Source organism: Oceanimonas pelagia (genome assembly GCF_030849025.1).
Classification (GTDB): domain Bacteria; phylum Pseudomonadota; class Gammaproteobacteria; order Enterobacterales; family Aeromonadaceae; genus Oceanimonas; species Oceanimonas pelagia.
The window spans coordinates 1,986,127-2,008,559 of sequence record NZ_CP118224.1 but is presented as its reverse complement, the minus strand read 5'-3'; the positions used below and the strand labels follow the sequence as shown (position 1 = coordinate 2,008,559).

At 63.1% G+C, this 22,433-nt stretch carries 19 protein-coding genes; 13 read left to right on the top strand and 6 right to left on the bottom strand.

The annotated features are described in order from the left end of the window. Positions 1 to 28: 28 nt before the first annotated feature. The 5 genes from bamJ (at position 29) to PU634_RS09410 (ending at position 6,842) form a co-directional block, all read left to right on the top strand. Entirely contained in the window at positions 29 to 640 is a 612-nt protein-coding gene (bamJ, locus tag PU634_RS09430) for a BamJ family beta-barrel-assembly machinery protein (RefSeq protein ID WP_306760554.1), read from the top strand. A gap of 138 nt (positions 641 to 778) precedes the next feature. Further along, on the top strand, positions 779 to 1,591 hold the full coding sequence (gene dapB / locus PU634_RS09425; protein ID WP_306760553.1) for a 4-hydroxy-tetrahydrodipicolinate reductase: 813 nt from the start codon (positions 779 to 781) through the stop codon (positions 1,589 to 1,591). Positions 1,592 to 1,997: 406 nt separating this feature from the next. Next, entirely contained in the window at positions 1,998 to 3,134 is a 1,137-nt protein-coding gene (gene carA, locus PU634_RS09420; RefSeq protein WP_306760552.1) for a glutamine-hydrolyzing carbamoyl-phosphate synthase small subunit, read from the top strand. 16 nt (positions 3,135 to 3,150) lie between these two features. Beyond that, positions 3,151 to 6,378 (top strand): carbamoyl-phosphate synthase large subunit, encoded by a 3,228-nt coding sequence (carB, locus tag PU634_RS09415; RefSeq protein WP_306760551.1) that lies wholly within the window; start codon positions 3,151 to 3,153, stop codon positions 6,376 to 6,378. Positions 6,379 to 6,638: 260 nt separating this feature from the next. Beyond that, positions 6,639 to 6,842 carry a cold-shock protein gene (locus tag PU634_RS09410; protein ID WP_306760550.1) on the top strand — a complete coding sequence of 68 codons (204 nt, stop codon included), beginning with the start codon at positions 6,639 to 6,641 and terminating at the stop codon, positions 6,840 to 6,842. A gap of 62 nt (positions 6,843 to 6,904) precedes the next feature. On the opposite strand, the gene ansA is transcribed toward PU634_RS09410, so the two are convergent. Together ansA and sppA are read right to left on the bottom strand one after the other, a co-directional pair. Then, positions 6,905 to 7,924, bottom strand: coding sequence for an asparaginase (ansA, locus tag PU634_RS09405; RefSeq protein ID WP_306760549.1), 1,020 nt, complete (start codon positions 7,922 to 7,924; stop codon positions 6,905 to 6,907). Then, positions 7,925 to 9,760, bottom strand: coding sequence for a signal peptide peptidase SppA (sppA, locus tag PU634_RS09400; RefSeq protein WP_306760548.1), 1,836 nt, complete (start codon positions 9,758 to 9,760; stop codon positions 7,925 to 7,927). Between the two features lie 183 nt (positions 9,761 to 9,943). Between sppA and PU634_RS09395 the strand changes: the two genes are divergently transcribed. Together PU634_RS09395 and PU634_RS09390 are read left to right on the top strand one after the other, a co-directional pair. Next, positions 9,944 to 11,950, top strand: a complete 2,007-nt coding sequence (locus tag PU634_RS09395; RefSeq protein WP_306760547.1) for an NADPH-dependent 2,4-dienoyl-CoA reductase — start codon at positions 9,944 to 9,946, stop codon at positions 11,948 to 11,950. 62 nt (positions 11,951 to 12,012) lie between these two features. Beyond that, positions 12,013 to 12,567 (top strand): NAD(P)H nitroreductase, encoded by a 555-nt coding sequence (locus PU634_RS09390; protein WP_306760546.1) that lies wholly within the window; start codon positions 12,013 to 12,015, stop codon positions 12,565 to 12,567. Between the two features lie 45 nt (positions 12,568 to 12,612). Here the strand turns inward: PU634_RS09390 and mobA are convergent, their stop codons facing one another. Then, the gene (gene mobA, locus PU634_RS09385; RefSeq protein WP_306760545.1) at positions 12,613 to 13,203 is read right to left on the bottom strand and encodes a molybdenum cofactor guanylyltransferase MobA; all 591 of its coding nucleotides are present in this window, start codon (positions 13,201 to 13,203) and stop codon (positions 12,613 to 12,615) included. A gap of 165 nt (positions 13,204 to 13,368) precedes the next feature. Here mobA and PU634_RS09380 point away from each other — a divergent pair, with 165 nt between their 5' ends. From PU634_RS09380 to PU634_RS09370, 3 genes are read left to right on the top strand one after another with little or no spacing between them, the layout of a single operon-like run. Next, positions 13,369 to 14,577: a CynX/NimT family MFS transporter gene (locus tag PU634_RS09380; RefSeq protein WP_306760544.1), complete on the top strand. Its 1,209-nt coding sequence runs from the start codon at positions 13,369 to 13,371 to the stop codon at positions 14,575 to 14,577. 56 nt (positions 14,578 to 14,633) lie between these two features. Continuing rightward, positions 14,634 to 15,473: a DNA ligase gene (locus PU634_RS09375; RefSeq protein ID WP_306760543.1), complete on the top strand. Its 840-nt coding sequence runs from the start codon at positions 14,634 to 14,636 to the stop codon at positions 15,471 to 15,473. Positions 15,474 to 15,526: 53 nt separating this feature from the next. Continuing rightward, a complete protein-coding gene (locus PU634_RS09370) occupies positions 15,527 to 16,291 on the top strand; it encodes an NRDE family protein (protein WP_306760542.1) in 765 nt (254 codons plus the stop codon). Positions 16,292 to 16,377: 86 nt separating this feature from the next. On the opposite strand, the gene PU634_RS09365 is transcribed toward PU634_RS09370, so the two are convergent. Then, a complete protein-coding gene (locus PU634_RS09365) occupies positions 16,378 to 17,337 on the bottom strand; it encodes a LysR family transcriptional regulator (protein WP_306760541.1) in 960 nt (319 codons plus the stop codon). A 194-nt stretch (positions 17,338 to 17,531) separates the two neighbouring features. On the opposite strand from PU634_RS09365, the gene PU634_RS09360 reads away from it, so the two are divergent. Further along, positions 17,532 to 18,464, top strand: coding sequence for a sodium-dependent bicarbonate transport family permease (locus PU634_RS09360; protein WP_306760540.1), 933 nt, complete (start codon positions 17,532 to 17,534; stop codon positions 18,462 to 18,464). 49 nt (positions 18,465 to 18,513) lie between these two features. Here the strand turns inward: PU634_RS09360 and PU634_RS09355 are convergent, their stop codons facing one another. Then, positions 18,514 to 18,645 carry a putative transporter small subunit gene (locus PU634_RS09355; protein WP_306760539.1) on the bottom strand — a complete coding sequence of 44 codons (132 nt, stop codon included), beginning with the start codon at positions 18,643 to 18,645 and terminating at the stop codon, positions 18,514 to 18,516. A gap of 1 nt (position 18,646) precedes the next feature. Next, a complete protein-coding gene (locus PU634_RS09350; RefSeq protein WP_306760538.1) occupies positions 18,647 to 20,332 on the bottom strand; it encodes a sodium:solute symporter family protein in 1,686 nt (561 codons plus the stop codon). Between the two features lie 419 nt (positions 20,333 to 20,751). Between PU634_RS09350 and purE the strand changes: the two genes are divergently transcribed. Continuing rightward, positions 20,752 to 21,246, top strand: coding sequence for a 5-(carboxyamino)imidazole ribonucleotide mutase (purE, locus tag PU634_RS09345; RefSeq protein ID WP_306760537.1), 495 nt, complete (start codon positions 20,752 to 20,754; stop codon positions 21,244 to 21,246). Beyond that, positions 21,243 to 22,310 (top strand): 5-(carboxyamino)imidazole ribonucleotide synthase, encoded by a 1,068-nt coding sequence (gene purK, locus PU634_RS09340; RefSeq protein ID WP_306760536.1) that lies wholly within the window; start codon positions 21,243 to 21,245, stop codon positions 22,308 to 22,310. The genes purE and purK overlap by 4 nt, the downstream gene beginning before the upstream one ends. The last annotated feature ends 123 nt before the right edge of the window (positions 22,311 to 22,433 follow it).

Here is a 22,433-nt window from a genome sequence, read left to right as displayed (position 1 = left end):
GGTTTTGCACCCAAACAGAGGGAATTCCATGTCGTCTTACGAGACAGTAGAACAGAAAGCCAGCTATGGCATCGGCCGTCAGATCGGCGATCAGCTGGCCCAGCAGCCGTTTGAAGGGCTGGACATTGCCGCCGTGCAGCAGGGTCTGGCCGACTCCCTCAACGGGGTAGACTTTGCCGTATCCCGGGAAGACATCAACGCCGCCTTCGGCGTGATCACCGAGCGCATGAAGGCCGAGCAGGCATCCCAGTCTGCCAAGGCCAAGGAAGAGGAAGCCGCCTTCCTGTCTGCCAACGCCGCCCGTGACGAAGTGCAGCAGACCGAATCCGGCCTGCAGTACGAAGTACTGACCGCCGGCGAAGGTGCCAAGCCTGCCGCCACCGACACCGTACGGGTTCACTATCACGGCACCTTTACCGACGGCTCCGTGTTCGACAGCTCCGTGCTGCGTGGTGAGCCTGCCCAGTTTCCGGTAAACGGCGTGATCAAGGGCTGGGTTGAAGCCCTGCAACTGATGCCGGTTGGCTCCAAGTGGAAGCTGTACGTGCCTCATCACCTGGCCTACGGTGAGCAGGGGGCCGGCTCCATTCCGCCGTGCTCCACCCTGGTGTTTGAAGTTGAACTGCTCGAAATCGCCTGATGACGAACAGCCTGAAAAAAACCGGCAGCTGCCGGTTTTTTTATGGCCGCTTTGGGGCGGGCAGAATTTGCAAGCGATGCGCATTCTGGCACACTTCGAAACATGCGCATGAACATTATTGAACAAAGGAAAGACGACATGACCAACCCGGTTCGCATCGCCATTGCCGGCTGTAACGGCCGCATGGGCAAGGTACTGGTGGAATCCGTAACCAACACAGGCGGTGTGGTGCTGACCGCCGCCATCGAGCATGCCGGCTCCAGCGTGCTGGGCGTTGATGCCGGCGAGCTGGCCAATGTGGGCCGGCTGAATGTGCCGGTCACCGCCAGCCTGGCCGAGGTAATCGACAACGTGGATGTGATCATCGACTTCACCCGTCCGGAAGCCACCCTGGCCAATATTGCCCTGGCCCGCCGGCACGGCAAGCGGCTGGTGATCGGTACCACCGGCTTTACCGATGAGCAAAAGGCCGACATTCTGGCCGCCGCCGCCGATACCGCCATGGTGATGGCCTCCAACTACAGCGTGGGCGTGAATCTGGTATTCAAGTTGCTGGAGCAGGCGGCGAAGGTGATGGGGGATTACACCGACATCGAGATCATCGAGGCCCACCACCGTCACAAGGTGGATGCCCCGTCCGGCACCGCGCTCAGCATGGGCGAGGTGATTGCCAACACCCTGGGGCGTGATCTGAAACAGTGCGCCGTGTATGGTCGTGAAGGCATCACCGGCGAGCGGGATTCAAACACCATCGGCTTTGCCACCATTCGCGCCGGCGACGTGGTGGGTGAGCACACCGCGCTGTTTGCCGATATCGGCGAGCGGGTAGAGATCACCCACAAGGCATCCAACCGGCTGACCTTCGCCAATGGCGCGGTGCGGGCCGCTGCCTGGATTGCCGGCCAGCCCGCCGGTCTGTTCGACATGCAGGACGTACTGGGGCTGAAATAGCCGCAGCATAAGTCATATGAGGCCTGACCGGCCGCGGTATGGCCGGTCGGGTTTGTTGTTTTTTATTGATTATCGTTTTGATTATAAAAGGTTTTTTGGTTAACTTTTGTTTTTTTATATATCTTTCTGTGAAGATACTTTCAAGCCCGCATTTTCTGCCGTGTCCTGCCGCGCGCCATATTAACCTCTGAGTTTTATGTTTTTTTTGTGAATACCTATGCGTCCTGTGCCGAAGTTTTCGTCAGCCGCCATTTGGTAACGTAAAAAAGTTTGTCGAAAACAATGCTTACAGATAAAATACACAGAATTTGCCCAGTATTAGCCGAGATGCAGTAAATTTTTTTTGTCTGTAACTCGGGACAGCCAGGTAAATTGTTGATTTATAAGAATTAACTTGGAGGTTGTCTTGAATCACTCAGCGCTGCTCGTATTGGAAGATGGCTCGGTCTTCCGCGGTACAGCCATTGGCGCCGACGGTTGTTCCGTTGGTGAGGTGGTATTCAACACGTCGATGACGGGATACCAGGAAATCCTTACCGATCCATCCTATGCCCGCCAGATCGTCACGCTCACTTATCCTCATATAGGCAATACCGGCACTAACGCCGAAGATGAAGAATCCGACCGGGTTCACGCTCAGGGGCTGATCATTCGAGATCTTCCGCTGATTGCCTCCAACTTCCGCAATCAGCGTACCCTGTCCGACTATCTCAAGGCTCACAACATAGTGGGTATTGCCGATATCGATACCCGCAAGCTGACCCGCATTCTGCGTGAAAAGGGCTCCCTGGCCGGCTGCATTCTGGCCGGAACCGGCCTGGATGAGGCCAAGGCGCTGGCCGAGGCCAAGGGCTTTCCCGGCCTCAAGGGCATGGATCTGGCCAAGGTGGTGTCTGCCGCCAGCCGGTATGAGTGGCGCGAAGGCAGCTGGCAACTGGGGCAGGGCCACAGCCAGCCCACCGATGCCGAACTGCCCTACCATGTGGTGGCCTATGACTTCGGCGCCAAGCGCAACATTCTGCGCATGCTGGTGGATCGCGGCTGCCGCCTGACCGTGGTGCCGGCTCAGACCCCGGCCGCCGAGGTGCTGGCGATGAACCCGGACGGTATTTTCCTGTCCAACGGCCCCGGCGACCCCGAGCCCTGCGACTACGCCATCGAGGCCATCAAGACCTTCCTGGAAACCGACATTCCGGTGTTCGGTATCTGCCTGGGTCACCAGCTGCTGGGCCTGGCCAGCGGTGCCAAGACCGTGAAAATGGGCCACGGCCACCACGGTGCCAACCACCCGGTGAAGGATCTGGACCGCAATGTGGTGATGATCACTTCCCAGAACCACGGTTTCGCGGTGGACGGCGACACCCTGCCCGACACCCTGCGCGCTACCCATGTGTCGCTGTTCGACGGCACCCTGCAGGGCATGCACCGCACCGACAAGCCGGCGTTCTCCTTCCAGGGGCACCCCGAGGCGAGCCCGGGTCCGCACGACGCAGCCCCGCTGTTTGACCATTTCATCGAACTGATCCAGAAGTACCGCGCATAAGGAGTAGGGTAGAGTCATGCCAAAACGTACAGACATACAGAGCATTCTGATCCTGGGCGCCGGCCCCATCGTGATCGGCCAGGCCTGTGAATTCGACTACTCCGGCGCCCAGGCCTGCAAGGCCCTGCGCGAAGAAGGCTACCGCGTCATTCTGGTGAACTCCAACCCGGCCACCATCATGACCGATCCGGAGATGGCCGACGCTACCTACATCGAGCCCATCGACTGGCAGGTGGTGCGCAAGATCATCGAGAAGGAGCGCCCCGACGCCATTCTGCCCACCATGGGTGGCCAGACCGCGCTGAACTGCGCCCTGGAGCTGGAAAAGCACGGCGTGCTGGCCGAGTTCGGTGTGGAAATGATCGGCGCCACCGCCGATGCCATCGACAAGGCCGAAGACCGTCACCGCTTCGACCAGGCCATGAAGAGCATCGGCCTGGAATGTCCCCGCGCCGGCATCGCCCACAACATGGACGAAGCCTACGGTGTGCTGGAGGAAGTGGGTTTTCCCTGCATCATTCGTCCCAGCTTCACCATGGGCGGCACCGGCGGCGGCATTGCCTACAACCGCGAAGAATTTGAAGAAATCTGTACCCGTGGCCTGGACCTGTCGCCTACCAACGAGCTGCTCATTGACGAGTCCCTGATCGGCTGGAAAGAGTACGAGATGGAAGTGGTGCGGGATCGCAACGACAACTGCATCATCGTCTGCGCCATCGAAAACTTCGACGCCATGGGCGTGCACACCGGCGACTCCATTACCGTGGCGCCGGCTCAGACCCTGACCGACAAGGAATACCAGCTGATGCGCAACGCCTCCATGGCGGTGCTGCGCGAAATCGGTGTGGAAACCGGCGGCTCCAACGTGCAGTTTGGCGTGAACCCCAAAGACGGCCGCATGGTCATCATCGAGATGAACCCCCGGGTGTCCCGTTCTTCCGCCCTGGCGTCCAAGGCCACCGGCTTCCCCATCGCCAAGATCGCCGCCAAGCTGGCCGTGGGCTACACCCTGGACGAGCTGCAGAACGACATCACCGGCGGACGCACTCCGGCTTCATTCGAGCCGGCCATCGACTACGTGGTGACCAAGATCCCGCGCTTCAACTTCGAGAAGTTCGCCGGCGCCAACGATCGTCTGACCACCCAGATGAAGTCCGTGGGTGAGGTCATGGCCATCGGCCGCAACTTCCAGGAGTCGGTGCAGAAGGCCCTGCGCGGCCTGGAAACCGGCATGAGCGGTTTCGATCCCGTGGTTGACCTGAACGAACCCGAAAGCCTGGCCCGCATCCGTCACGAGCTGCAGGATCCGGGTGCCGAGCGTATCTGGTACATCGCCGATGCCTTCCGGGCCGGCATGTCCGTGGACGGCGTGTTCAAGCTGACCAACGTCGACCGCTGGTTCCTGGTGCAGATCGAAGAGCTGGTGAAGCTGGAAGAGCAGGTCAAGGAAGTGGGCCTGGCCGGGCTGACCCCCGAGCTGTTGCGTGCCCTCAAGCGCAAGGGCTTTGCCGATGCGCGCCTGGGCAAGCTGCTGGGTGTGAGTGAGAACGAAGTGCGCAAGCTGCGTCATCGCCACGAGATCTTCCCTGTGTACAAGCGGGTGGATACCTGTGCCGCCGAGTTTGCCACCAACACCGCCTACATGTACTCCAGCTACGACGAAGAGTGCGAAGCCAACCCGTCCGACAAGGACAAGATCATCGTGCTGGGTGGCGGCCCCAACCGTATCGGCCAGGGCATCGAGTTCGACTACTGCTGCGTGCACGCTTCACTGGCCCTGCGCGAAGACGGTTACGAGACCATCATGGTCAACTGTAACCCGGAAACCGTGTCCACCGACTACGACACCTCCGACCGTCTCTACTTTGAGCCGGTCACTCTGGAAGACGTGCTGGAAATCGTGCGCGTGGAGCAGCCCAAGGGCGTGATCGTGCAGTACGGCGGCCAGACTCCGCTGAAACTGGCCCGTGCCCTGGAAGCGGCCGGTGTGCCCATTATCGGCACCAGCCCCGACGCCATCGACCGCGCCGAAGACCGCGAGCGCTTCCAGCAGGCGGTGGACCGTCTGGGCCTGAAGCAGCCCCAGAACGCCACCGTCACCGCCCTGGATCAGGCCGTGAACCTGGCCGTGGACATCGGTTACCCGCTGGTGGTGCGTCCGTCCTACGTACTGGGCGGACGGGCCATGGAAATCGTCTATGACGAGCAGGATCTGCGCCGTTACTTCAACGAGGCGGTGAGCGTGTCCAACGAGTCCCCGGTGCTGCTGGATCGCTTCCTGGACGACGCCACCGAGGTGGACATCGACGCCATCTGCGACGGCAAGGACGTGGTCATCGGCGGCATCATGGAGCACATCGAGCAGGCCGGCGTGCACTCCGGCGACTCCGGTTGCTCGCTGCCGCCTTACACCCTGAGCCAGTCCATTCAGGACGAGATGCGCGAGCAGGTGCGCAAGCTGGCGCTGGAGCTGGGCGTGGTCGGCCTGATGAACGTGCAGTTCGCGGTCAAGGACAACGAGATTTACCTGATTGAGGTGAACCCCCGTGCCGCCCGCACCGTGCCCTTCGTGTCCAAGGCCACCGGTGTGCCCCTGGCCAAGGTGGCGGCCCGGGCCATGGCCGGCAAGTCCCTGGCCGAGCAGGGCGTGACCGAGGAAATCATTCCGCCTTACTACTCCGTGAAGGAAGTGGTGCTGCCGTTCAACAAGTTCCCCGGCGTTGACCCGCTGCTGGGCCCGGAAATGCGCAGCACCGGTGAAGTGATGGGCGTGGGCGAGACCTTTGCCGCCGCCTTTGGCAAGGCCCATCTGGGCGCCGGCAAGGCGGTACCGAAGGAAGGCCGTGCCCTGCTGTCGGTGCGTCACAGCGACAAGCAGCGGGTGGTGGATCTGGCCGCCAGCCTGATCGAGGCCGGTTACCAGATCGATGCCACTCACGGCACCGCCGTGGTGCTGGGTGAGGCCAACATCAACCCGCGTCTGGTGAACAAGGTGCACGAAGGTCGCCCGCACATTCTTGATCGCATCAAGAACAACGAGTACAGCTACATCGTGAACACCGCCGAGGGTCGTCAGGCCATCGAGGACTCCCGTCAGCTGCGCCGCGGCGCCCTGGCCCAGAAGCTGTCGTACACCACGACCCTGAACGGGGCCTTTGCCACCGTGATGGCCATGGCCCACGACGCCACCGAGTCGGTCATTTCCGTGCAGGAAATGCATGCCCGGGTGGCCAGCGGCAAGTAAGCTCTCGATACAGATAGATTCAAAAGGCACCTTAGGGTGCCTTTTTAGTGCTGTATAAAAAATGTTCTGTTTTTTTGCCGATAGTGTTTGACGCGCCCCCCGTACTGCCGTAGAGTGCACCTCAGCAAGATTCTCAAGTCAGTGCAGCATCAGTACATTGTTGGTCCCTTTCGGTTCTTCAGTCTCCAGGCTTCCCTTATTTGATATTTATTGCGTCTTCGAGCATTTGCTCATTCATATGTTTAAAAAGGTAAGTACACATGGCTACTGGCACTGTAAAATGGTTCAACGAAGAAAAAGGTTTTGGCTTCATCACTCCGGCTGACGGCGGCAAGGATCTGTTTGCCCACTTCTCCGCGATTGTTGGCGACGGCTTCAAAACCCTGAGCGAAGGTCAGCAGGTATCCTACACCGCCACTCAGGGCGCCAAGGGTCCGCAGGCATCCGAGATCAAGGTGCTCTGATCGACCGCTCTCGTCGATATTCGTAAAAAACCCGCCTCGGCGGGTTTTTTTGTATCTGTGGTTTAGCTTGCCGGCCGGGTCAGTTCGCCCCGCAGGCTTTGCCCCATCAGCGTTCTGATCTGCTCGGGGGGCAGGCCCTTGCTCAGCAGGTAGTGCAGCTTGGTCAGGGCCGCTTCCGTGGTCATGTCATAGCCCGAGATCACCCCGGCATCGGCCAGCGCCTTGCCGGTGGCGTAGCCTTCCATGTTTACCGAGCCCCGCAGGCACTGGGTCAGGTTGACGATGACCACGCCCCGGGCCGAGGCCTCGGTCAGCAGGCCGAGCATGGCCTCGTTCTGGGGCGCATTGCCCACGCCGTAAGACAGCAGCAGCAGGGCCTTGACCGGCTGGCGCAGCAGGTTGGCGATCACCTCGGCGCTGATCCCGGGGTAGAGGGTGACCACGCCGATGGGCTGGGGGGTGATGGGGCTGACCGTCAGCGGCTTGCCACTGGTCTGGCTGAGGGTGCCGCTTTCAAGGCTGATATGGATGCCGGCGTTGAGCAGGGGTGGAAAATTGGGGGAGTCAAAGGCGTTGAAGCCGTCGGCATGCACCTTGCTGGCCCGGTTGCCCCGATAGAGCCGGTTATTGAAAAACAGTCCCACCTCGTGAATGGGGTACTCGGCGGCGATATAGAGGGCGTTGAGCAGGTTGGTGCGGCCGTCGGAGCGCAGCTCCACCAGCGGGATCTGGGAGCCGGTGACGATCACCGGCTTGTCCAGATCTTCGAGCATGAACGACAACGCCGAGGCGGTAAAGGCCATGGTGTCGGTGCCGTGCAGTACCACAAAGCCGTCGTACTGATCGTAGTGGGCGCGAATATCGTCGGCAATGCGCTGCCAGTCGGCGGGGGTCATGTCCGACGAGTCGATTAAGGGCTCGTATTCGCTGATGTGGTAGGCGGGCATTTCCGGACGATGCAGCTCCGGGGTGGCGGCCAGACTGTCGGTCATAAAGCCCGCCAGGGGAATATAGCCCTTGGCGGACTTCTGCATGCCGATGGTGCCGCCGGTGTAGGCGATGTAGATTTTCTTGCGGTTCATTCAGAACTCCTGGCATTCCACGCACAGCACATACTGGCCGCGAATGTCGTTAAAACGGGACAGGGTATTCAGCTCCTGGCCCAGCTGCGCGCCGGCCGGGCGCAAGGCCTCGGGCAGGGCCGACTGCAGCAGGGCGGCAGCGTCGAGATTGGTGTCCAGCAACTGCTCCATCAGCAGCTCCCTGGGCGAGCGGGGCAGCTGTATTTTTTTCACCCGGTATTCGGGCAGGCCGGCCAGCTCGGCGGCGCCGGCCAGGGCGTCGTCCAGATAGCCGAGCTCGTCCACCAGTCCCAGCGCCTGGGCATCGGTGCCGGTCCACACGTGCCCCTGGGCGGCCGCTTCCACCTGCCTCGGCTCCAGTGCCCGGCCTTCGGCCACCAGGGTGACGAAGCGGTCATAGGTGTGCTCGACCCCCAACTGAATCAGCTCCTGCGCGTGTTTGGGCAGGCCGGTGGTGAGGCCGGCGCCGACAAAATCGGTGGTGCCCACGCCGTCGGTATTCAGGCCGAGTTTGGCCAGGGCGTCTTCAAAGGTGAGAAACAGGCCGAACACGCCGATGGAGCCGGTGAGGGTGGTGGGGGCGGCGTAGATCTTGTTGGCATCGGCGGCAATCCAGTACCCCCCCGAGGCGGCGGTGCTGCCCATGGATACCACCAGCGGCTTGCCGCTTTCCTTGAAGCGCAGCAGGGCGGCGCGGATCTGCTCGGCGGCAAAGGCGCTGCCGCCGGGGCTGTCGATGCGCAGCACCAGGGCATTGATGTCGTTGTCGCGCCGGGCCTGATCGATGAGCCGTGAGAGCTGCTCGTCGCTGATGGTATTGGGCCCGGGTTCGCCGCTCATGATGGCACCGCTGGCGGTAATCAGCCCCACCGCCGGGGCGGTGCTTTTCTCATCGGGGTGATGGGCCAGGTAGCGGCTGACGCTCAGGCTTTGGTAGCTGCCGGCCTGGTGATCCCAGCCCGCCAGTTGGCCCACATGGCGCAGCATGTCGTGTCGGGTGGCGAGCTTGTCCACCAGCCCCTGCTCCAGGGCATATTTGGCCGGATCACCGCCCACGGCGCGAAACCGGCTCAGCAGCAGCTCCTTGCCCGGGCTGATGTGATCGGCGGGAATGTTGCGCAGGGTGCTGACATTGTCCTGATAGTGGCGCCACAGCTGGCCCAGCCAGCGCAGGGCGTCTTCCCGGCTTTCCGCCGACATGTCGTCGCGCAGGTAGGGCTCCACAAACGACTTGTAGGTGCCCACCCGGAACACATGGGGGGTAATGTCAAAACGCTCAAAGGCCGACTTGTAGTGCAGCCGGTACACGCCCAGCCCCTGAATGGTCACGGCGCCGGCGGGGTTCAGCCAGATCTCGTCGGCGTGGGCCGCCAGGTAATACTGCCCCTGGGTATAGTAATCGCCAATGGCATACACCGGCTTGCCCGAGGTCTTGAAGCTCTCCAGGGCGGCACCGATTTCATCCAGCCGGGTCAGGCTCGACTCGCTCATGTTCTGCAGTTTGAGCACCACCGCCTTGATGCGGTCATCGTTGCGGGCCAGGGCCAGGGCCTGCTTGATTTGTCCCAGAGTGAGGGCGGGCGGCGCCTCGTCGCCCGCCAGCCACCGGTTCAGCAGGCGGCGGGGGCTGGCCTGGGCATCCTGCTCCAGTACCGGGCCATTAATGTCCAGGGTGAGGGCGGCGCTGGACGGCAGGGTGGGGGCTTCCTTCTCGCTGAAGAAAATAATGAAAACGGACAGCAGCCCCAACAGAAAGAACAGATTGATGAGCAGGGTGCGCAGTACGCTCAGCACCCGGCCCAGGGTGCGAAACAACCACTTGATGGCAGACCACATAGCAACGCCTTAAAAAAGAGGGTCGAATCAGTCCATTATGACGTGGCGCCATGAACATTTCCATGCATGGCCCCGGCAACTGCTGCGTGTTTCACGGAAAAGCGGAGTAAAACGCCTGTTTGAAAAATACCCGGCCATCCACTAGCCTGACGAAGCCGGTCATGGCCTGCCTGTGGAGATCCTATGCGCGCCTATCCTCACCTGTTCACCCCTCTGGATCTGGGCTTTACCCGGCTGAAGAACCGGGTACTGATGGGCTCCATGCATACCGGGCTGGAAGAGCAGCGCGGCGGGTTTGACAAGCTGGCCGCCTTTTACCGGGAGCGGGCCGAGGGCGGCGTGGCGCTGATCATTACCGGGGGCATCTCCCCCAGCCTGCGTGGCCGGCTCACGCTCCACGGGGCCCAGCTGAGCTTTCCCTGGCAGCTGCGCGGCCACCGCAAGGTAACCGCCGCGGTACACGCGGCCGGTGGCAAGATTGCCCTGCAAATTCTGCATGCCGGGCGGTATGCCCTGCATCCGTTTGCCGAGGCGCCCTCGGCCGGGCGGGCCCCCATCAGCCCGTTCAGGGCCCGCGCCATGAGTGAACGGCGCATTCGCCGCTGTATTGCCGATTTTGCCCACACCGCGCTCATGGCACGGCGGGCCGGTTACGACGGGGTCGAAATCATGGGCTCCGAAGGTTACCTCATCAACCAGTTCCTGTGCCCGCGCACTAATCATAGAGCCGATGCCTGGGGCGGCAGTGCCGCCAACCGCCGGCGGCTGGCGGTGGAAACTGTGCGTGCCGTGCGCGCGGCCGTGGGGCCGCACTTCATCATTATTTTTCGCCTGTCCATGCTCGATCTGGTGGAGCAGGGTTCTGCCCTGAACGAGGTGATAGAGCTGGGCCAGGCGCTGGAGCGGGCCGGGGTCACGCTCATCAATACCGGCATCGGCTGGCACGAGGCGCGGGTGCCCACCATTGCCACCAGCGTGCCCCGGGCGGCCTTTGGCTGGATTACCGAGCGGGTGAAACAGTCTCTGACGGTGCCGGTGGTGGCCACCAACCGCATCAACACGCCGGAGGTGGCCGAGCATCTGCTTGCCTCGGGACAGGCGGATCTGGTGTGTCTGGCCCGGCCTTTTCTGGCCGATGCCCGCTTTGTGGCCAAAGCCGAAGCCGGCACCCCCGAACGCATCAACACCTGCATCGCCTGTAACCAGGCCTGTCTGGACCGGGTGTTTGAGGGCGAGCGGGCCAGTTGCCTGGTCAACCCCTTTGCCTGTTTTGAAACCGAGCTCAGGGTCACGCCCGCCGCGCCAGCCAAACGGCTGGCGGTGGTGGGCGCGGGCCCGGCGGGCCTGGCCGTTGCCTGTACCGCCGCCGAGCGGGGACACAGCGTGACCCTGTTTGAGCGCAGCGGCGAAATCGGCGGCCAGTTCAACTTTGCCTGCCACATCCCCGGCAAGGAGGAGTTTGCCGAAACCTTGCGTTACTTTCGCCAGCGGCTCACCGAGACGGGGGTGACGCTGCGCCTGCAGACCGAGGCCCGCGTGCAAAGTCTGGCGAACTTTGACGAAGTGGTGCTGGCCACCGGGGTACGGCCACGCCGGCCTGCCATTGACGGCATCGAGCATGCCAGGGTGCTCGATTACCCCGAGGTCCTGAGTGGCCGAGTGCAACCGGGCCGGCGGGTGGCCATTGTCGGTGCCGGTGGCATTGGGGTGGATATGGCGCACTTTCTGCTGGTGAAGCCATCTCCTTCCTTGCCGGACTGGCTGGCGGAATGGGGCATTGATATGACTTATCGTGCACCCGGCGCCCTGATGCCGCCACGGCAACCGCCGGCGGCACGGCAGGTGTGGCTGCTGCAGCGCAGTCCGGGCGAGCCCGGCCGGGGGCAGGGCAAGACCACCGGCTGGATCCACAAGGCCAGCCTGCGTCATTACGGTGTGCACCTGTGGGGGGGAGTGCGCTATGTGCGCATCGATGATGAGGGCCTGCACATTGAACGCAACGGCGAGGCAATATGCCTGGCGGTGGATCACATCGTGCTTTGCGCCGGTCAGGAGCCGGAGCCGGGCCTGTTGCCGGCACTGCAGCGGGTGGGAAAACGGGTGCACCTGATCGGCGGCGCCGAGCGGGCCGCCGGGCTCGACGCCCAGCGCGCCATTCGCCGGGGCACCGAGCTGGCCCTGGCGCTGTAGAAGGCTTTATGCCTCAGGCCCGGGCTGGTAAGGTAACGCGGTCTCAAAACAGGAGTAAATAGATGGACGCACTGGAACTGTTACTGAACCGCCACTCCAACCCCCGCCTGGTGGCGCCGGCCCCCGCCGGCGAGCAGCTGGACACTCTGTTCCGCGCCGCCCTGCGCGCACCGGATCATGCCGCTCTCACGCCCTGGGAATTTATCGTGTTTGAAGGCGAGCAGCGCCGGGCCCTGGGGGATGTGCTGGCCGCCGCCGCCGAGGTGCAGGGGGAAAGTGAGGACGCCATCGACAAGGCCCGCAATGCGCCGTTGCGCGCGCCCATGGTGATTACCGTGGTGGCCAAGGTGAAGGAGCACGACAAGGTGCCGCGTCTGGAGCAGGAGCTGTCTGCCGGCTGTGCTCTCATGGCCATGCAGATGGCGGCCCAGAGCATGGGGTTCAACGGCATCTGGCGTACCGGCTGGTTTGCCTTTGACAGGGGTGTGCACCGGGATTTGGGGCTGGAAGAGCAGGATCAGATTGTCGGCTTTTTGTATCTGGGCACGCCGGAGGTGGCGGTGCGCAAGCTGCCCGAGCGGGATCCGGCGCAGTTTGTGCGTTACTTCGGCCGTTAAGCAAGAAAGGAGGGCGGAGTCATTGTTAATGTCTCCGCCCCTTTTTTAGGTTTCGCCCCGCCCTTCCAGCGCTACCAGCGCCTCGGGGGTATTCAGGTTATAAAAGGCTTCGGCCTGATCGCTGAAATCCACCGGCACCAGCTGGTGGCGTTCATACCACAGTTGCAGTTTGCGATCGCCGCCGTCCAGGTAATTGCACAGGGACGGCAGCAGCGACTGGTGAATCAGGGCGGTGGCGGCATGCAGCTGAGTGCCATCGTCCACCACGGCAATCTGGTCGTGGCGGTGCACCGAGGCGCACAGCCGTGCGGCCAGATCGGCGGGTACCAGCGGGCTGTCGCAGGGCACGAACAGTACCCATTCGCTGGGGGCGTGAGTGAGTCCGGCCTCAAACCCGGCCAGCGGCCCGGCAAACTGGTAACCGTCGTCGGGGATCACGGTGGCCAGCTCCCGGTAGTGCTCCAGATTGCGGTTGGCATTGATCAGCACCTGCCCCACCTGAGGAGAGAGCCGCTCCAGCACATGGCTGACCAGCGGCCGGCCCCACAATGGCAGCAGACCCTTGTCGGCCCCCTGCATGCGCAGCCCCCGGCCCCCGGCCAGAATAACGGCGGTAATGTCTTTCGGATCCAGCATAATCCCTTCCGTTTCATGATTTTCTTTTGTGATTCTAACCCGTTAAGTCCTGTCCCGTGAGGGGGGCGGTCACACAAAAGGGGTTTTTAATGGCTTGAGCCGGGCCGGCATCACTCCTAACATGAACCGCTTTCCCGCCGTTTACGTCAACAAGGTATAACAACAATGAGCACAGACTCCGCACCGGAAGACCCCTTTAACGGCCGCCCCCTGGTCGCTGCCCTGGCGGTGATGGCCCTGCTGCTGGCCGCGGCCAATCTGCGCGGTGGCATTGTAGTGGTGGGACCCCTGGTGGAACAGATCCGCGCCAGCCTGGCCATCAGCGCCAGCGCCTTCAGCCTGCTGACCACACTGCCCTTGCTCTGCTTTGGCATTCTTTCCCTGTGCGTGCCGGCGCTGTCCCGGCGCTGGTCGCCCCAGGTGCTGGCCATTGCCGGATTGCTGGTAATAAGTTTCGGCGTGCTGTTGCGGCTGGCCGGCGACTACGCTCTGGTGCTGCTGGGCACGCTGTTGCTGGGGGCGGCCATTGCCCTGCTCAACGTGCTGATCCCCGGGCTGGTGAAGGCGTTTTTTCCCCGCCGGGTGGGGCTGATGACCGGACTCTACTCGGTGACCCTGAGCACCGGCGCGGGCCTGGGGGTATACCTGGCGGTGCCGCTGCAGGAGCACTTTGGCCACTGGCATTACCCGGTGGCCCTGTGGGCGGTATTGCCGCTGCTGTGCGTGCTGTTCTGGCTGCCCATGCTCAGGGTGAAGGGGGTCGGACGCCCGGCCAACCCGGTCAGGGTGAGCCTGTGGCGCGACCGGCTGGCCTGGGCCATTACCTTTTACATGGGACTGCAGTCGTTTTATTTCTATTCCATGGCCACCTGGCTGCCCAAGATCCTGCTGGAGAGCGGCCTGAATGCCCATGAGGCCGGCACCGCCACCGCGCTGATCAACCTGGTCAGCATTCCGTTCAACTTTCTGGTGCCGATTCTGGCGGCCCGCCTGGCCAGCCAGCGCCGGCTGGTGGTGAGCATTTTTATCGCCTCGTTTGCCGGGCTGGCGGGGTTATGGTGGCAGCCGGCGGCGGCCCCCCTGCTGTGGGCATCCCTGATTGGCGTGGGCTGTGGCGGTGCCCTCAGCCTGGCGCTGTCGTTTTTTGTGCTGCGGGCCAGCAATACCGCCCAGGCCACGGCGCTGTCGGCCATGGCCCAGAGCGTGGGCTACCTGCTGGCAGCGGCGGGGCCGGCGGCCCTGGGCCTGCTGCGGGACTGGCAAGACGCCTGGCAGGGCGCCCTGCTGCTGTTGATGGTGCTGCAACTGTGGCAGCTGGGCTGTGGCTGGTTTGCCGCCCGGCCCGTGCAGGTGGTGCCCGATCAGCAAAAATGACGGCTGTTTGTTGTACACCGGCTAGACTTTGCTGGAAAAACAACCAGGAGCACGACATGAAAGCCATCCCTCTGGTCATTCCCTTGTTATGGCTGGTGCCGCTGTTGCCGGTCCGGGCCGAGGCGCCGCCGCTGCAACTGGCAGTGGAGTATGCTGCGCACCACAACCCGGCCGACTATCTGGTGAGCGAAAAGCTCGACGGAGTGCGGGCATACTGGAACGGCCGGCAGCTGATTTCCCGTGGCGGTCATGTATTGGCCGCTCCCGACTGGTTTGTGGCCGGGTTTCCCGACATGCCTCTCGATGGCGAGTTGTGGCTGGGGCGCGGCCGCTTTGCCGAGCTGTCGGCGGCGGTGCGCCGTTTCGAACCCGTTGAGGCACAGTGGCGGCATATTCGCTTTATGGTATTTGACTCGCCCGCAAGCGCTCAGCCCTTTGAGCAGCGGGCGGCACATCTGGAACGTTTGCTGGCTGAGCTGAACCTGCCCTGGCTGCAATGGGTGGAGCAGCGTCGGGTCACCGATGCCGCCGCCCTGGCCGCGTTGCTGGATGAGGTGACCGCCAAAGGCGGAGAGGGGCTGATGCTGCATCATCGCCAGGCCCGTTATACCGCCGGCCGGAATCAGCATCTGCTCAAGCTCAAACAGTTTCAGGATGCCGAGGCCACCGTGCTGGCCCACCTGCCGGGGCAGGGCAAATACGCCGGCATGATGGGGGCGCTGCTGGTCGAGACAGCAGACGGCCGGCGTTTTAAACTGGGCACCGGTTTCAGCGACGCGCAGCGCCGCCATCCGCCGGCGCCGGGCAGCGTGGTGACCTATCGCTACCGGGGCGAAACCGCCACCGGTCTGCCCCGTTTTGCCAGTTTCTGGCGCGTGCGTGAACCCGGGCAGTAATCACCCGGAGCACAGGGCCGGCTGGAAAGTGTGATGCAAAGAGGTAACAGGATGTGTGTTTAATTGCCTTTGACTGGCAACCGGCCGACGGCCGGTTGCTGTTGCTGGCCAACCGGGATGAATTTCATGCCCGGCCCACGGCGCCCGCCGGCTGGTGGCCGGAGCATCCCGGGCTCTGGGCCGGACGGGATCTGCAGGCCGGCGGCACCTGGCTGGGTATTACGCGAAGCGGCCGTTTTGCGGCGCTCACCAATTTTCGTGAAGGGGCGCTTCAGGCCGGCAAGCGCAGCCGGGGGGAGCTGGTCACCGGTTTTCTCACCGGCGAGCGCAGCCCGGCCGAGTATGTGCGGCAGGTGCTGCAGCGAGGCGATGACTACGCCGGCTTTAACCTGCTGGTGGGGGATCTGCGCAGCGGTGCGTTTTACTATGGCGGCAATCGCTGTGAAGCCGGGGCGCACGCGCTGCAGGCCGGTATTTACGGGCTCTCTAATGGCCTGCTGAACACGCCCTGGCCCAAAACGGTGCGGCTGAAGCGCGGTCTGGCCGGCCTGACGGCCGGTGACGATGATGCCGCCCTGGCGCTGCTCAGTGACCCCACCCGCGCCCCCGACGCCGCCCTGCCCGAGACCGGTGTGCCCTTTGAGCTGGAGCGGCGGCTGTCGTCGGTGTTTATTACCGGCGACGACTACGGCACCCGGTCCCAGACGGTGCTGAGTGTGGAACAGGGTCGAGTGCGCATACTGGAGCAGGGCCGGGGGCCCCGGGGCCGTTTGCTGCACCGCCGGCGGGCCGAATGGCGGCTTGCTCCCGGTGTCTGAGCGACTCGCCCGCCAGTCAGGCCGGCCCACGGACCGGTTGCTTGCCCCCGTATTGGGCTTTGCCACCGCTGCCCCGGGAGACCGGCTTACTCCGGCTGCAGGTCGCTGCCGATATGCCCCAGCAGGGCGGCCAGATCGTTGTGAATGTAGCGCTCGTCCACGCAGCGGGCGAGGTGGTCGTTGACAAAGCGCACGAAGTTGGCGGCGGGATAGGGCAGGCGGCGGTTGCCGTGGCACACCAGATACCAGTAGCTGCCGAGCGGGAATTCGGCCAGGGCCGGCCGGCCCAGCCGCTGCTGGCCTTCCGCCAGGGTGTGCTCGGACAGCACCGCCAGCCCCAGGCCCTGCTCCACGCTCATGCGAATGACCTCGTTGCTTTCTATCTGCATCACCCGCTTCAGTTGCAGGTTGCGGCTGCGCAGCCATTCCTCGAATACCAGCCGGGTGGCACTGCCCGGCTCCCGCAGTAAAAAGCGCTCGTTGAGCAGATCGGCAAAGCGCGCCGGTGGTTGTTTCACCGCCCAGTGATCGGGAGGGGTGATCAGCACCAGCGGATTGTGAATAAAGCGTCCGCTCAGGGTGTGCTCGCCGGTGGGCGGGTGGCTGAACAGGTAGACGTCGTCCTGCTGGTGGCGGTGGCGCTCCAGAATATAGCCCCGGTTGCCCACGCTGATGGATACCTCCACCCCGGGATATTGCCGGTTAAAAGGTCCCAGCAGCCGGGGCAATATGTATTTGGCGGTGGTCACCACACCAATGCTGAAGCTGCCCCGGGTGCCCTGGCGGGCGTCCTGCAGAAAACCGCCAAAGTCGTCAAAGCGGGACAGGGCGTCGAGGGCGGCATGGTAGAGCTCGGTGCCGATAAAGGTGGGTTTCATCTGGCCATCCAGCAGTGGTTCGCCCACCGCCTCGGCCAGGCGCTTGAGCTGCTGGGAGACGGTGGGCTGGGTCAGGTGCAGCTGGGCGGCGGCCCGGGACACCGAGCCCAGCCGCACCACGGCCACATACACCTGCAGCAGGCGAAAGGTCAGGTGGCGTACATTCATGGATGATTATCTATATCTGAGTTAATTAACATTTATTGGAAACTATAGCGCCGTCAACGCACAATGTCGCCACTTTCCAGAGCCGGCTTCGGCCGGCTCTTGCTTACAGCCCGTTTTCTTTTGTGCCGGCAGGCTTGACGCTTTGCCGCGGGCACGGCTGTGCGTGTTGCCAATCAAATAAAAGAGGAGTGAATATGCCGGATATAGTGGTGGCGTTTTTTGCGCTGGGAGTGGTGGCGGGACTGGCCCGCTCCGATTTGCAGGTGCCCAAGGCGGCCTACGATACCCTGGGGATCCTGCTTATGCTGACCATCGGTTTCAAGGGCGGGCTGGCGCTGCACGGCAACCTGCACTGGCAGCTGGTGCCGGAGCTGCTGGCGGTGGCCTCACTGGGCGTATTGATCCCGCTGCTGTGCTACCCGCTGGCCCGGCGGCTGCTGCGCCTGGATCAGGCCAACAGTGCCAGCCTGGCCGCCCACTACGGCTCGGTGAGTGCCGGCACCTTTGCGGTGGCCCTGGCCTACGCCCAGACCCTGCAGCTGGAGATCGCGCCGGAAACCACCCTCTACCTGGTGCTGCTGGAGCTGCCCGCCATCGTGGTGGCCATTTCCCTGTACAAGCGGCTGGCGGGCCAGGATGGTGTTGCCAGCAGCGGCAGTGTGTGGCATGAAGCCCTGACCAGCCGGGGCGTGGTGCTGCTCACCGGTGGTGTGCTTATCGGTTATTTCTATGGCCCCGAACGGGCAGCGCCGGTGAGTGAGCTGTTTATTCACGCCTTCAAGGCGCTGCTGGCACTGTTTTTGCTGGAAATGGGGCTGTGCGCGGCCAAGGCGCTGACGCCGGTGCCCTGGAAACGCTGGCCGGTGATGCTGTTTGCGCTGGTGGCTCCCCTAGCGCTGGCCAGCCTGGGTGCGCTGACCGCCACCCTGCTCGGTCTGCCGGCGGGCAGTGCGCTCATTCTGGTGGCGCTGGTGGCCAGTGCTTCCTACATTGCCGCGCCGGCCGCCATTGGCGCCGCCATCGAAAAAGCCGACATTGGCCTCGCCATGCTGGCCTCGCTGGCGGTGACCTTTCCCTTTAACGTGCTGGTGGGCATACCGCTCTATGCCCGCTGGCTGGCGGCCTGAGCATAAAAAAGCGGACCCCAAGGGGTCCGCTTTTTGCTTTCCGCTGTGGTTACACCAGCTCGCGGTTTTCCTTTCTGGCGGCGACAATGTCTTTCCACACGCCGCGGCAGATCATGATCAGCACCCAGAGGGTGAGAGCGGGCCAGATCAGAATGTAGGCCCCCAGGGTCAGTTCGTTCATCTCAGGACTCCTTGGCAAGGTCGGCGGTTTGCATGGCCGCCGGAGTGGCATGTTCAAAGCGATCGTCGTAGTTGCCCACGCGCTGCTTGATCAGGTCAAAGTCGAATTCCCGGCGTTCCATCAGGCTCATCACCACACACACCAGGGTGCTGACGCCGTAGGCCACCAGGGAAGACAGCAGTACGGTGTATTCCCGCAGGAAACCGGTGGCGAAATACATCAGCGCCAGGCCGGCGAGAATGCCGGCAATAAAGCCGACGTGGCGGCCAAAAAAGCCAAACGCCATCAGGCCGATCACCACGCCGCCGCCGAGGCTGGCGAGCAGTTCAAACGCCAGGGCCACGGCACCGGTCATGGGCAACAGCTCAAAACGGGCCACGCAGAACATGAGCAGGGCCACAATCACCGACGAGGTAAAGGCGCGGTTGGTGACCCGGTTCCAGAAACAGCTGGCGATCACCGGGAACACGATGGCCCCCCACAGCGCGCCCACAAACACCAGCATCACCAGAATGTCGAGGGAGAAGCTGGCGAACACGATGCCCAGCATGGTGGCCACTATCATGGTCAGCCGGCCGATAAACAGCATGCGTTTGGGATCGGCCTTGCCCCTGGCGATGTTCTTGCCGTAGACGTCGGCCATCACGATGGCGGACAGCGCCGACAGGTCCGAGTCGGCGGTGGAAGACAGCGAGCCGATCACCAGAATAAAGAACAGGCCGATAAACACCGGCGGCAGGTAGCTGGACACCATCTGCGGGATCAGGTTGTTCATGTCGCCGTTGAGGGGCTCAACACCGTTGGCCAGTGCCATCAGGCCAATCATGCCCAGGCCAATCACAATGGCGCCGTAACCGAGGGTAGCGGTAATAAAGGTAGGCTTGATGTGCTGCTCATTCACCGCAAACAGCCGCTGGGAAATGGTCTGGTTACCAATGGCATAGGCCAGCACCGCCACAAAATAGGGCGCGCCCTGATGCAGAATGGCCTCGGTGGAGAACAGGTTGGCCTGCTCGGCGGTGAGGTGATCAAAGCCGTTCATCACCTCGGCCGGGCCACCCATGGCAAACAGCACGGCGGGAATGATCACCACGGCAATGGCCATGAGCGCAATCAGCTGGGCGAAGTCGGTGAGCACGGAGGCACGAAAGCCCGACCACAGGGTGTAGCTGAGCACGCCCACACCGGCGATGATCACCCCGGTCTGGAACGACAGCGGCGACAGCACCGACACCAGAGCCCCGGCGGCGGTGAAGTTCACCATCAGGCTGATGATGCTGCCCAGCAGGTTGGAAAACGCCAGGATCAGCTGGCTGGAGGAGCCGTGACGGGCGTGGATCACCTCACCCAGGGTATGGGCGTTGGGCGCCAGGGCACGAAAGCGCCGGCCAAAGGGGTAGATGAACAAAATCATCAGTGCGCCCCACAGGCCGTAGTGCAGCGGGCCGGACACGCCATAGGTGTAGCCCGAGGTGGCGGCGGCGTAGAAGGAGGCGGCCCAGATCCAGGTGGCGGTCATGCTGGCCGCGCCCATGCCAAAGCCTACGCTGTGGTTGGACACCATAAAGGCGTCGGTGTCTTCCTGCTCCTTCTTGATGAAGGTGGTGATTAAGTAGGTTCCGCCGTAAAAGGCGGCCAGCAGCAGCAGCACGGTCGTGCTGGAAAATTGATAGAGTTCCAAGTTCATCTCCCTGTCTTGCGAAAAACACAGACAAGCGCCGGCAGTCTCGCGAAGGCGGATTGCGGGGCGCGAATAAGGACGACCTGGCTGACGGCAACGGACGTGTGGAACCCGTGAACGAGGTTCGGCAAACAGCGAGAGTGTGTTTTGCGGTGAAGCGCGGCGCTTCTGTAAGACGTTGGCGTTAGCCTGGTATTGTGCGGTCGACGGCACGGATCCGTGCGTCAGGGCAGAGCTTCTATGGCGCCCATCATAAGGCGTGCACCTCCTCAAAGTTGGTTAGGTCGGCTTTTGAGCGCCAATACCTTAACGACTGAGTCAGGTAATGTCCACCCTTTCACTGGCTGCAAAACCGCGCTTTCGGTATAATCCGCGCTCCCCCAGATCCACCAGAACATGCTGAACGTTGTTGAACAGGAGTAGTCATGCAAGCAAAAGTTGCCGTCATCATGGGCTCGAAAAGCGACTGGCCCACCATGCAGGGCGCCGCAGAGATCATGGACAAGCTGCAGGTGTCCTACACAGTGGAAGTGGTGTCGGCGCACCGCACCCCCGACAAGCTGATGGAATTCGGTGAAAAGGCGGTGGAGCGCGGCTATCAGGTGATTATCGCCGGTGCCGGCGGTGCCGCCCACCTGCCGGGCATGGTGGCTGCCAAAACCCGCCTGCCGGTGCTGGGCGTGCCGGTACAGAGCAAGGCCCTGAGCGGCCTCGACAGCCTGCTGTCCATCGTGCAGATGCCCAAGGGTGTGGCCGTGGGTACCCTGGCCATCGGCACCGCCGGTGCCTTCAACGCCGGCCTGCTGGCCTGCCAGATGCTGGCGAATCACGACGCCGAGCTGGCCGAGCGGCTGGAAGCGTTCCGCAACGAGCAGACCAGCACCGTGCTGGGTAGCCCGGATCCGCGGGAGGACGCATGAGCCGTATCTGGGTACTGGGTGCCGGCCAGCTCGGCCAGATGCTGAAACATGCGGGTATGCCCCTCAATCTGGATGTACGTCCGGTTGATATTGAGTCCGAAGACACCTTTCCGCTGGAAGCCCATGAAAAGGTGACCGCCGAGCGCGAACAGTGGCCCGAAACCGCCGCCACCCGCCAGCTGGCGGCGCACCCGGCGTTTGTGAACCTGAACACCTTTCCTATTCTCGCCGACCGCTACACCCAGAAGTCACTGATCGACAGGCTGGGTCTGGCCACCGCGCCCTGGCGGCTGGTGGAAACCGACACCAGCGCCGAGGATCTGCACCACGTCCTGGGTGAGCGGGTGCTGCTCAAGCGCCGCACCGGCGGCTACGACGGTCGCGGCCAGCACTGGCTGCGCGAGCCGGGCCGGGATGCCATTCCCGACGACTGGCACGAGCAGGCCATTGCCGAGCAGGCCATCGATTTTGACGAGGAAGCCTCCGTCGTCGGCATGCGCGGCGAAGACGGCCAGTGTTATTTCTATCCGCTGACCCTCAACCTGCACGTGAACGGCATTCTGCTGGGCTCGGTGTCGCCGCTGGCGCGGCTGGCGCACCTGCAGGCCGAGGCCGAGCGCATGCTGGGTACCCTGATGAACGACCTCGACTATGTCGGCGTCATGGCCATGGAGTGCTTCCGGGTCGGCGATCGGCTGCTCATCAACGAGCTGGCGCCGCGGGTACACAACAGCGGTCACTGGACTCAGGCCGGTGCCAACGTCAGCCAGTTCGAGGCGCATCTGCGCGCCGTGGCCGGCCTGCCACTGGTGGCGCCCACGGTGAAAAACACCAGTGTCATGGTCAACCTGGTGGGCACCGAGCGCAACGACGACTGGCTGTCGGTGCCCGGTGCCGAGCTGTACTGGTACGGCAAGGAGGTGCGTCCGGGCCGCAAGGTGGGGCACATCAACTTCTGCCTGAGCAATGCGGCCGACACCAGGGCCGCGCTGGACAAGCTGGAGCCCATGCTCCCCGCCAGCTACGGCATTGTGCTCGACTGGCTGCGCAGCCAGCTCGACTGAGCCCGAGCCCGGTTCAATGGCAAGGCCCCGTTTCGACACGGGGCCTTTTTGTTTTTGCCCGGCGTGACGGCGGTCGCTCCCGGGATCCGTGAGCCTGTTTGACTCCACTTCAAATTGATATGC

Coding starts and splice junctions, on each gene's coding strand:
- bamJ (WP_306760554.1), top strand. CDS start 29: ATGTCGTCTTACGAGACAGTAGAACAGAAAGCCAGCTATGGCATCGGC.
- dapB (WP_306760553.1), top strand. CDS start 779: ATGACCAACCCGGTTCGCATCGCCATTGCCGGCTGTAACGGCCGCATG.
- carB (WP_306760551.1), top strand. CDS start 3,151: ATGCCAAAACGTACAGACATACAGAGCATTCTGATCCTGGGCGCCGGC.
- PU634_RS09410 (WP_306760550.1), top strand. CDS start 6,639: ATGGCTACTGGCACTGTAAAATGGTTCAACGAAGAAAAAGGTTTTGGC.
- ansA (WP_306760549.1), bottom strand. CDS start 7,924: ATGAACCGCAAGAAAATCTACATCGCCTACACCGGCGGCACCATCGGC.
- sppA (WP_306760548.1), bottom strand. CDS start 9,760: ATGTGGTCTGCCATCAAGTGGTTGTTTCGCACCCTGGGCCGGGTGCTG.
- PU634_RS09395 (WP_306760547.1), top strand. CDS start 9,944: ATGCGCGCCTATCCTCACCTGTTCACCCCTCTGGATCTGGGCTTTACC.
- PU634_RS09390 (WP_306760546.1), top strand. CDS start 12,013: ATGGACGCACTGGAACTGTTACTGAACCGCCACTCCAACCCCCGCCTG.
- mobA (WP_306760545.1), bottom strand. CDS start 13,203: ATGCTGGATCCGAAAGACATTACCGCCGTTATTCTGGCCGGGGGCCGG.
- PU634_RS09380 (WP_306760544.1), top strand. CDS start 13,369: ATGAGCACAGACTCCGCACCGGAAGACCCCTTTAACGGCCGCCCCCTG.
- PU634_RS09375 (WP_306760543.1), top strand. CDS start 14,634: ATGAAAGCCATCCCTCTGGTCATTCCCTTGTTATGGCTGGTGCCGCTG.
- PU634_RS09365 (WP_306760541.1), bottom strand. CDS start 17,337: ATGAATGTACGCCACCTGACCTTTCGCCTGCTGCAGGTGTATGTGGCC.
- PU634_RS09360 (WP_306760540.1), top strand. CDS start 17,532: ATGCCGGATATAGTGGTGGCGTTTTTTGCGCTGGGAGTGGTGGCGGGA.
- PU634_RS09355 (WP_306760539.1), bottom strand. CDS start 18,645: ATGAACGAACTGACCCTGGGGGCCTACATTCTGATCTGGCCCGCTCTC.
- PU634_RS09350 (WP_306760538.1), bottom strand. CDS start 20,332: ATGAACTTGGAACTCTATCAATTTTCCAGCACGACCGTGCTGCTGCTG.
- purE (WP_306760537.1), top strand. CDS start 20,752: ATGCAAGCAAAAGTTGCCGTCATCATGGGCTCGAAAAGCGACTGGCCC.
- purK (WP_306760536.1), top strand. CDS start 21,243: ATGAGCCGTATCTGGGTACTGGGTGCCGGCCAGCTCGGCCAGATGCTG.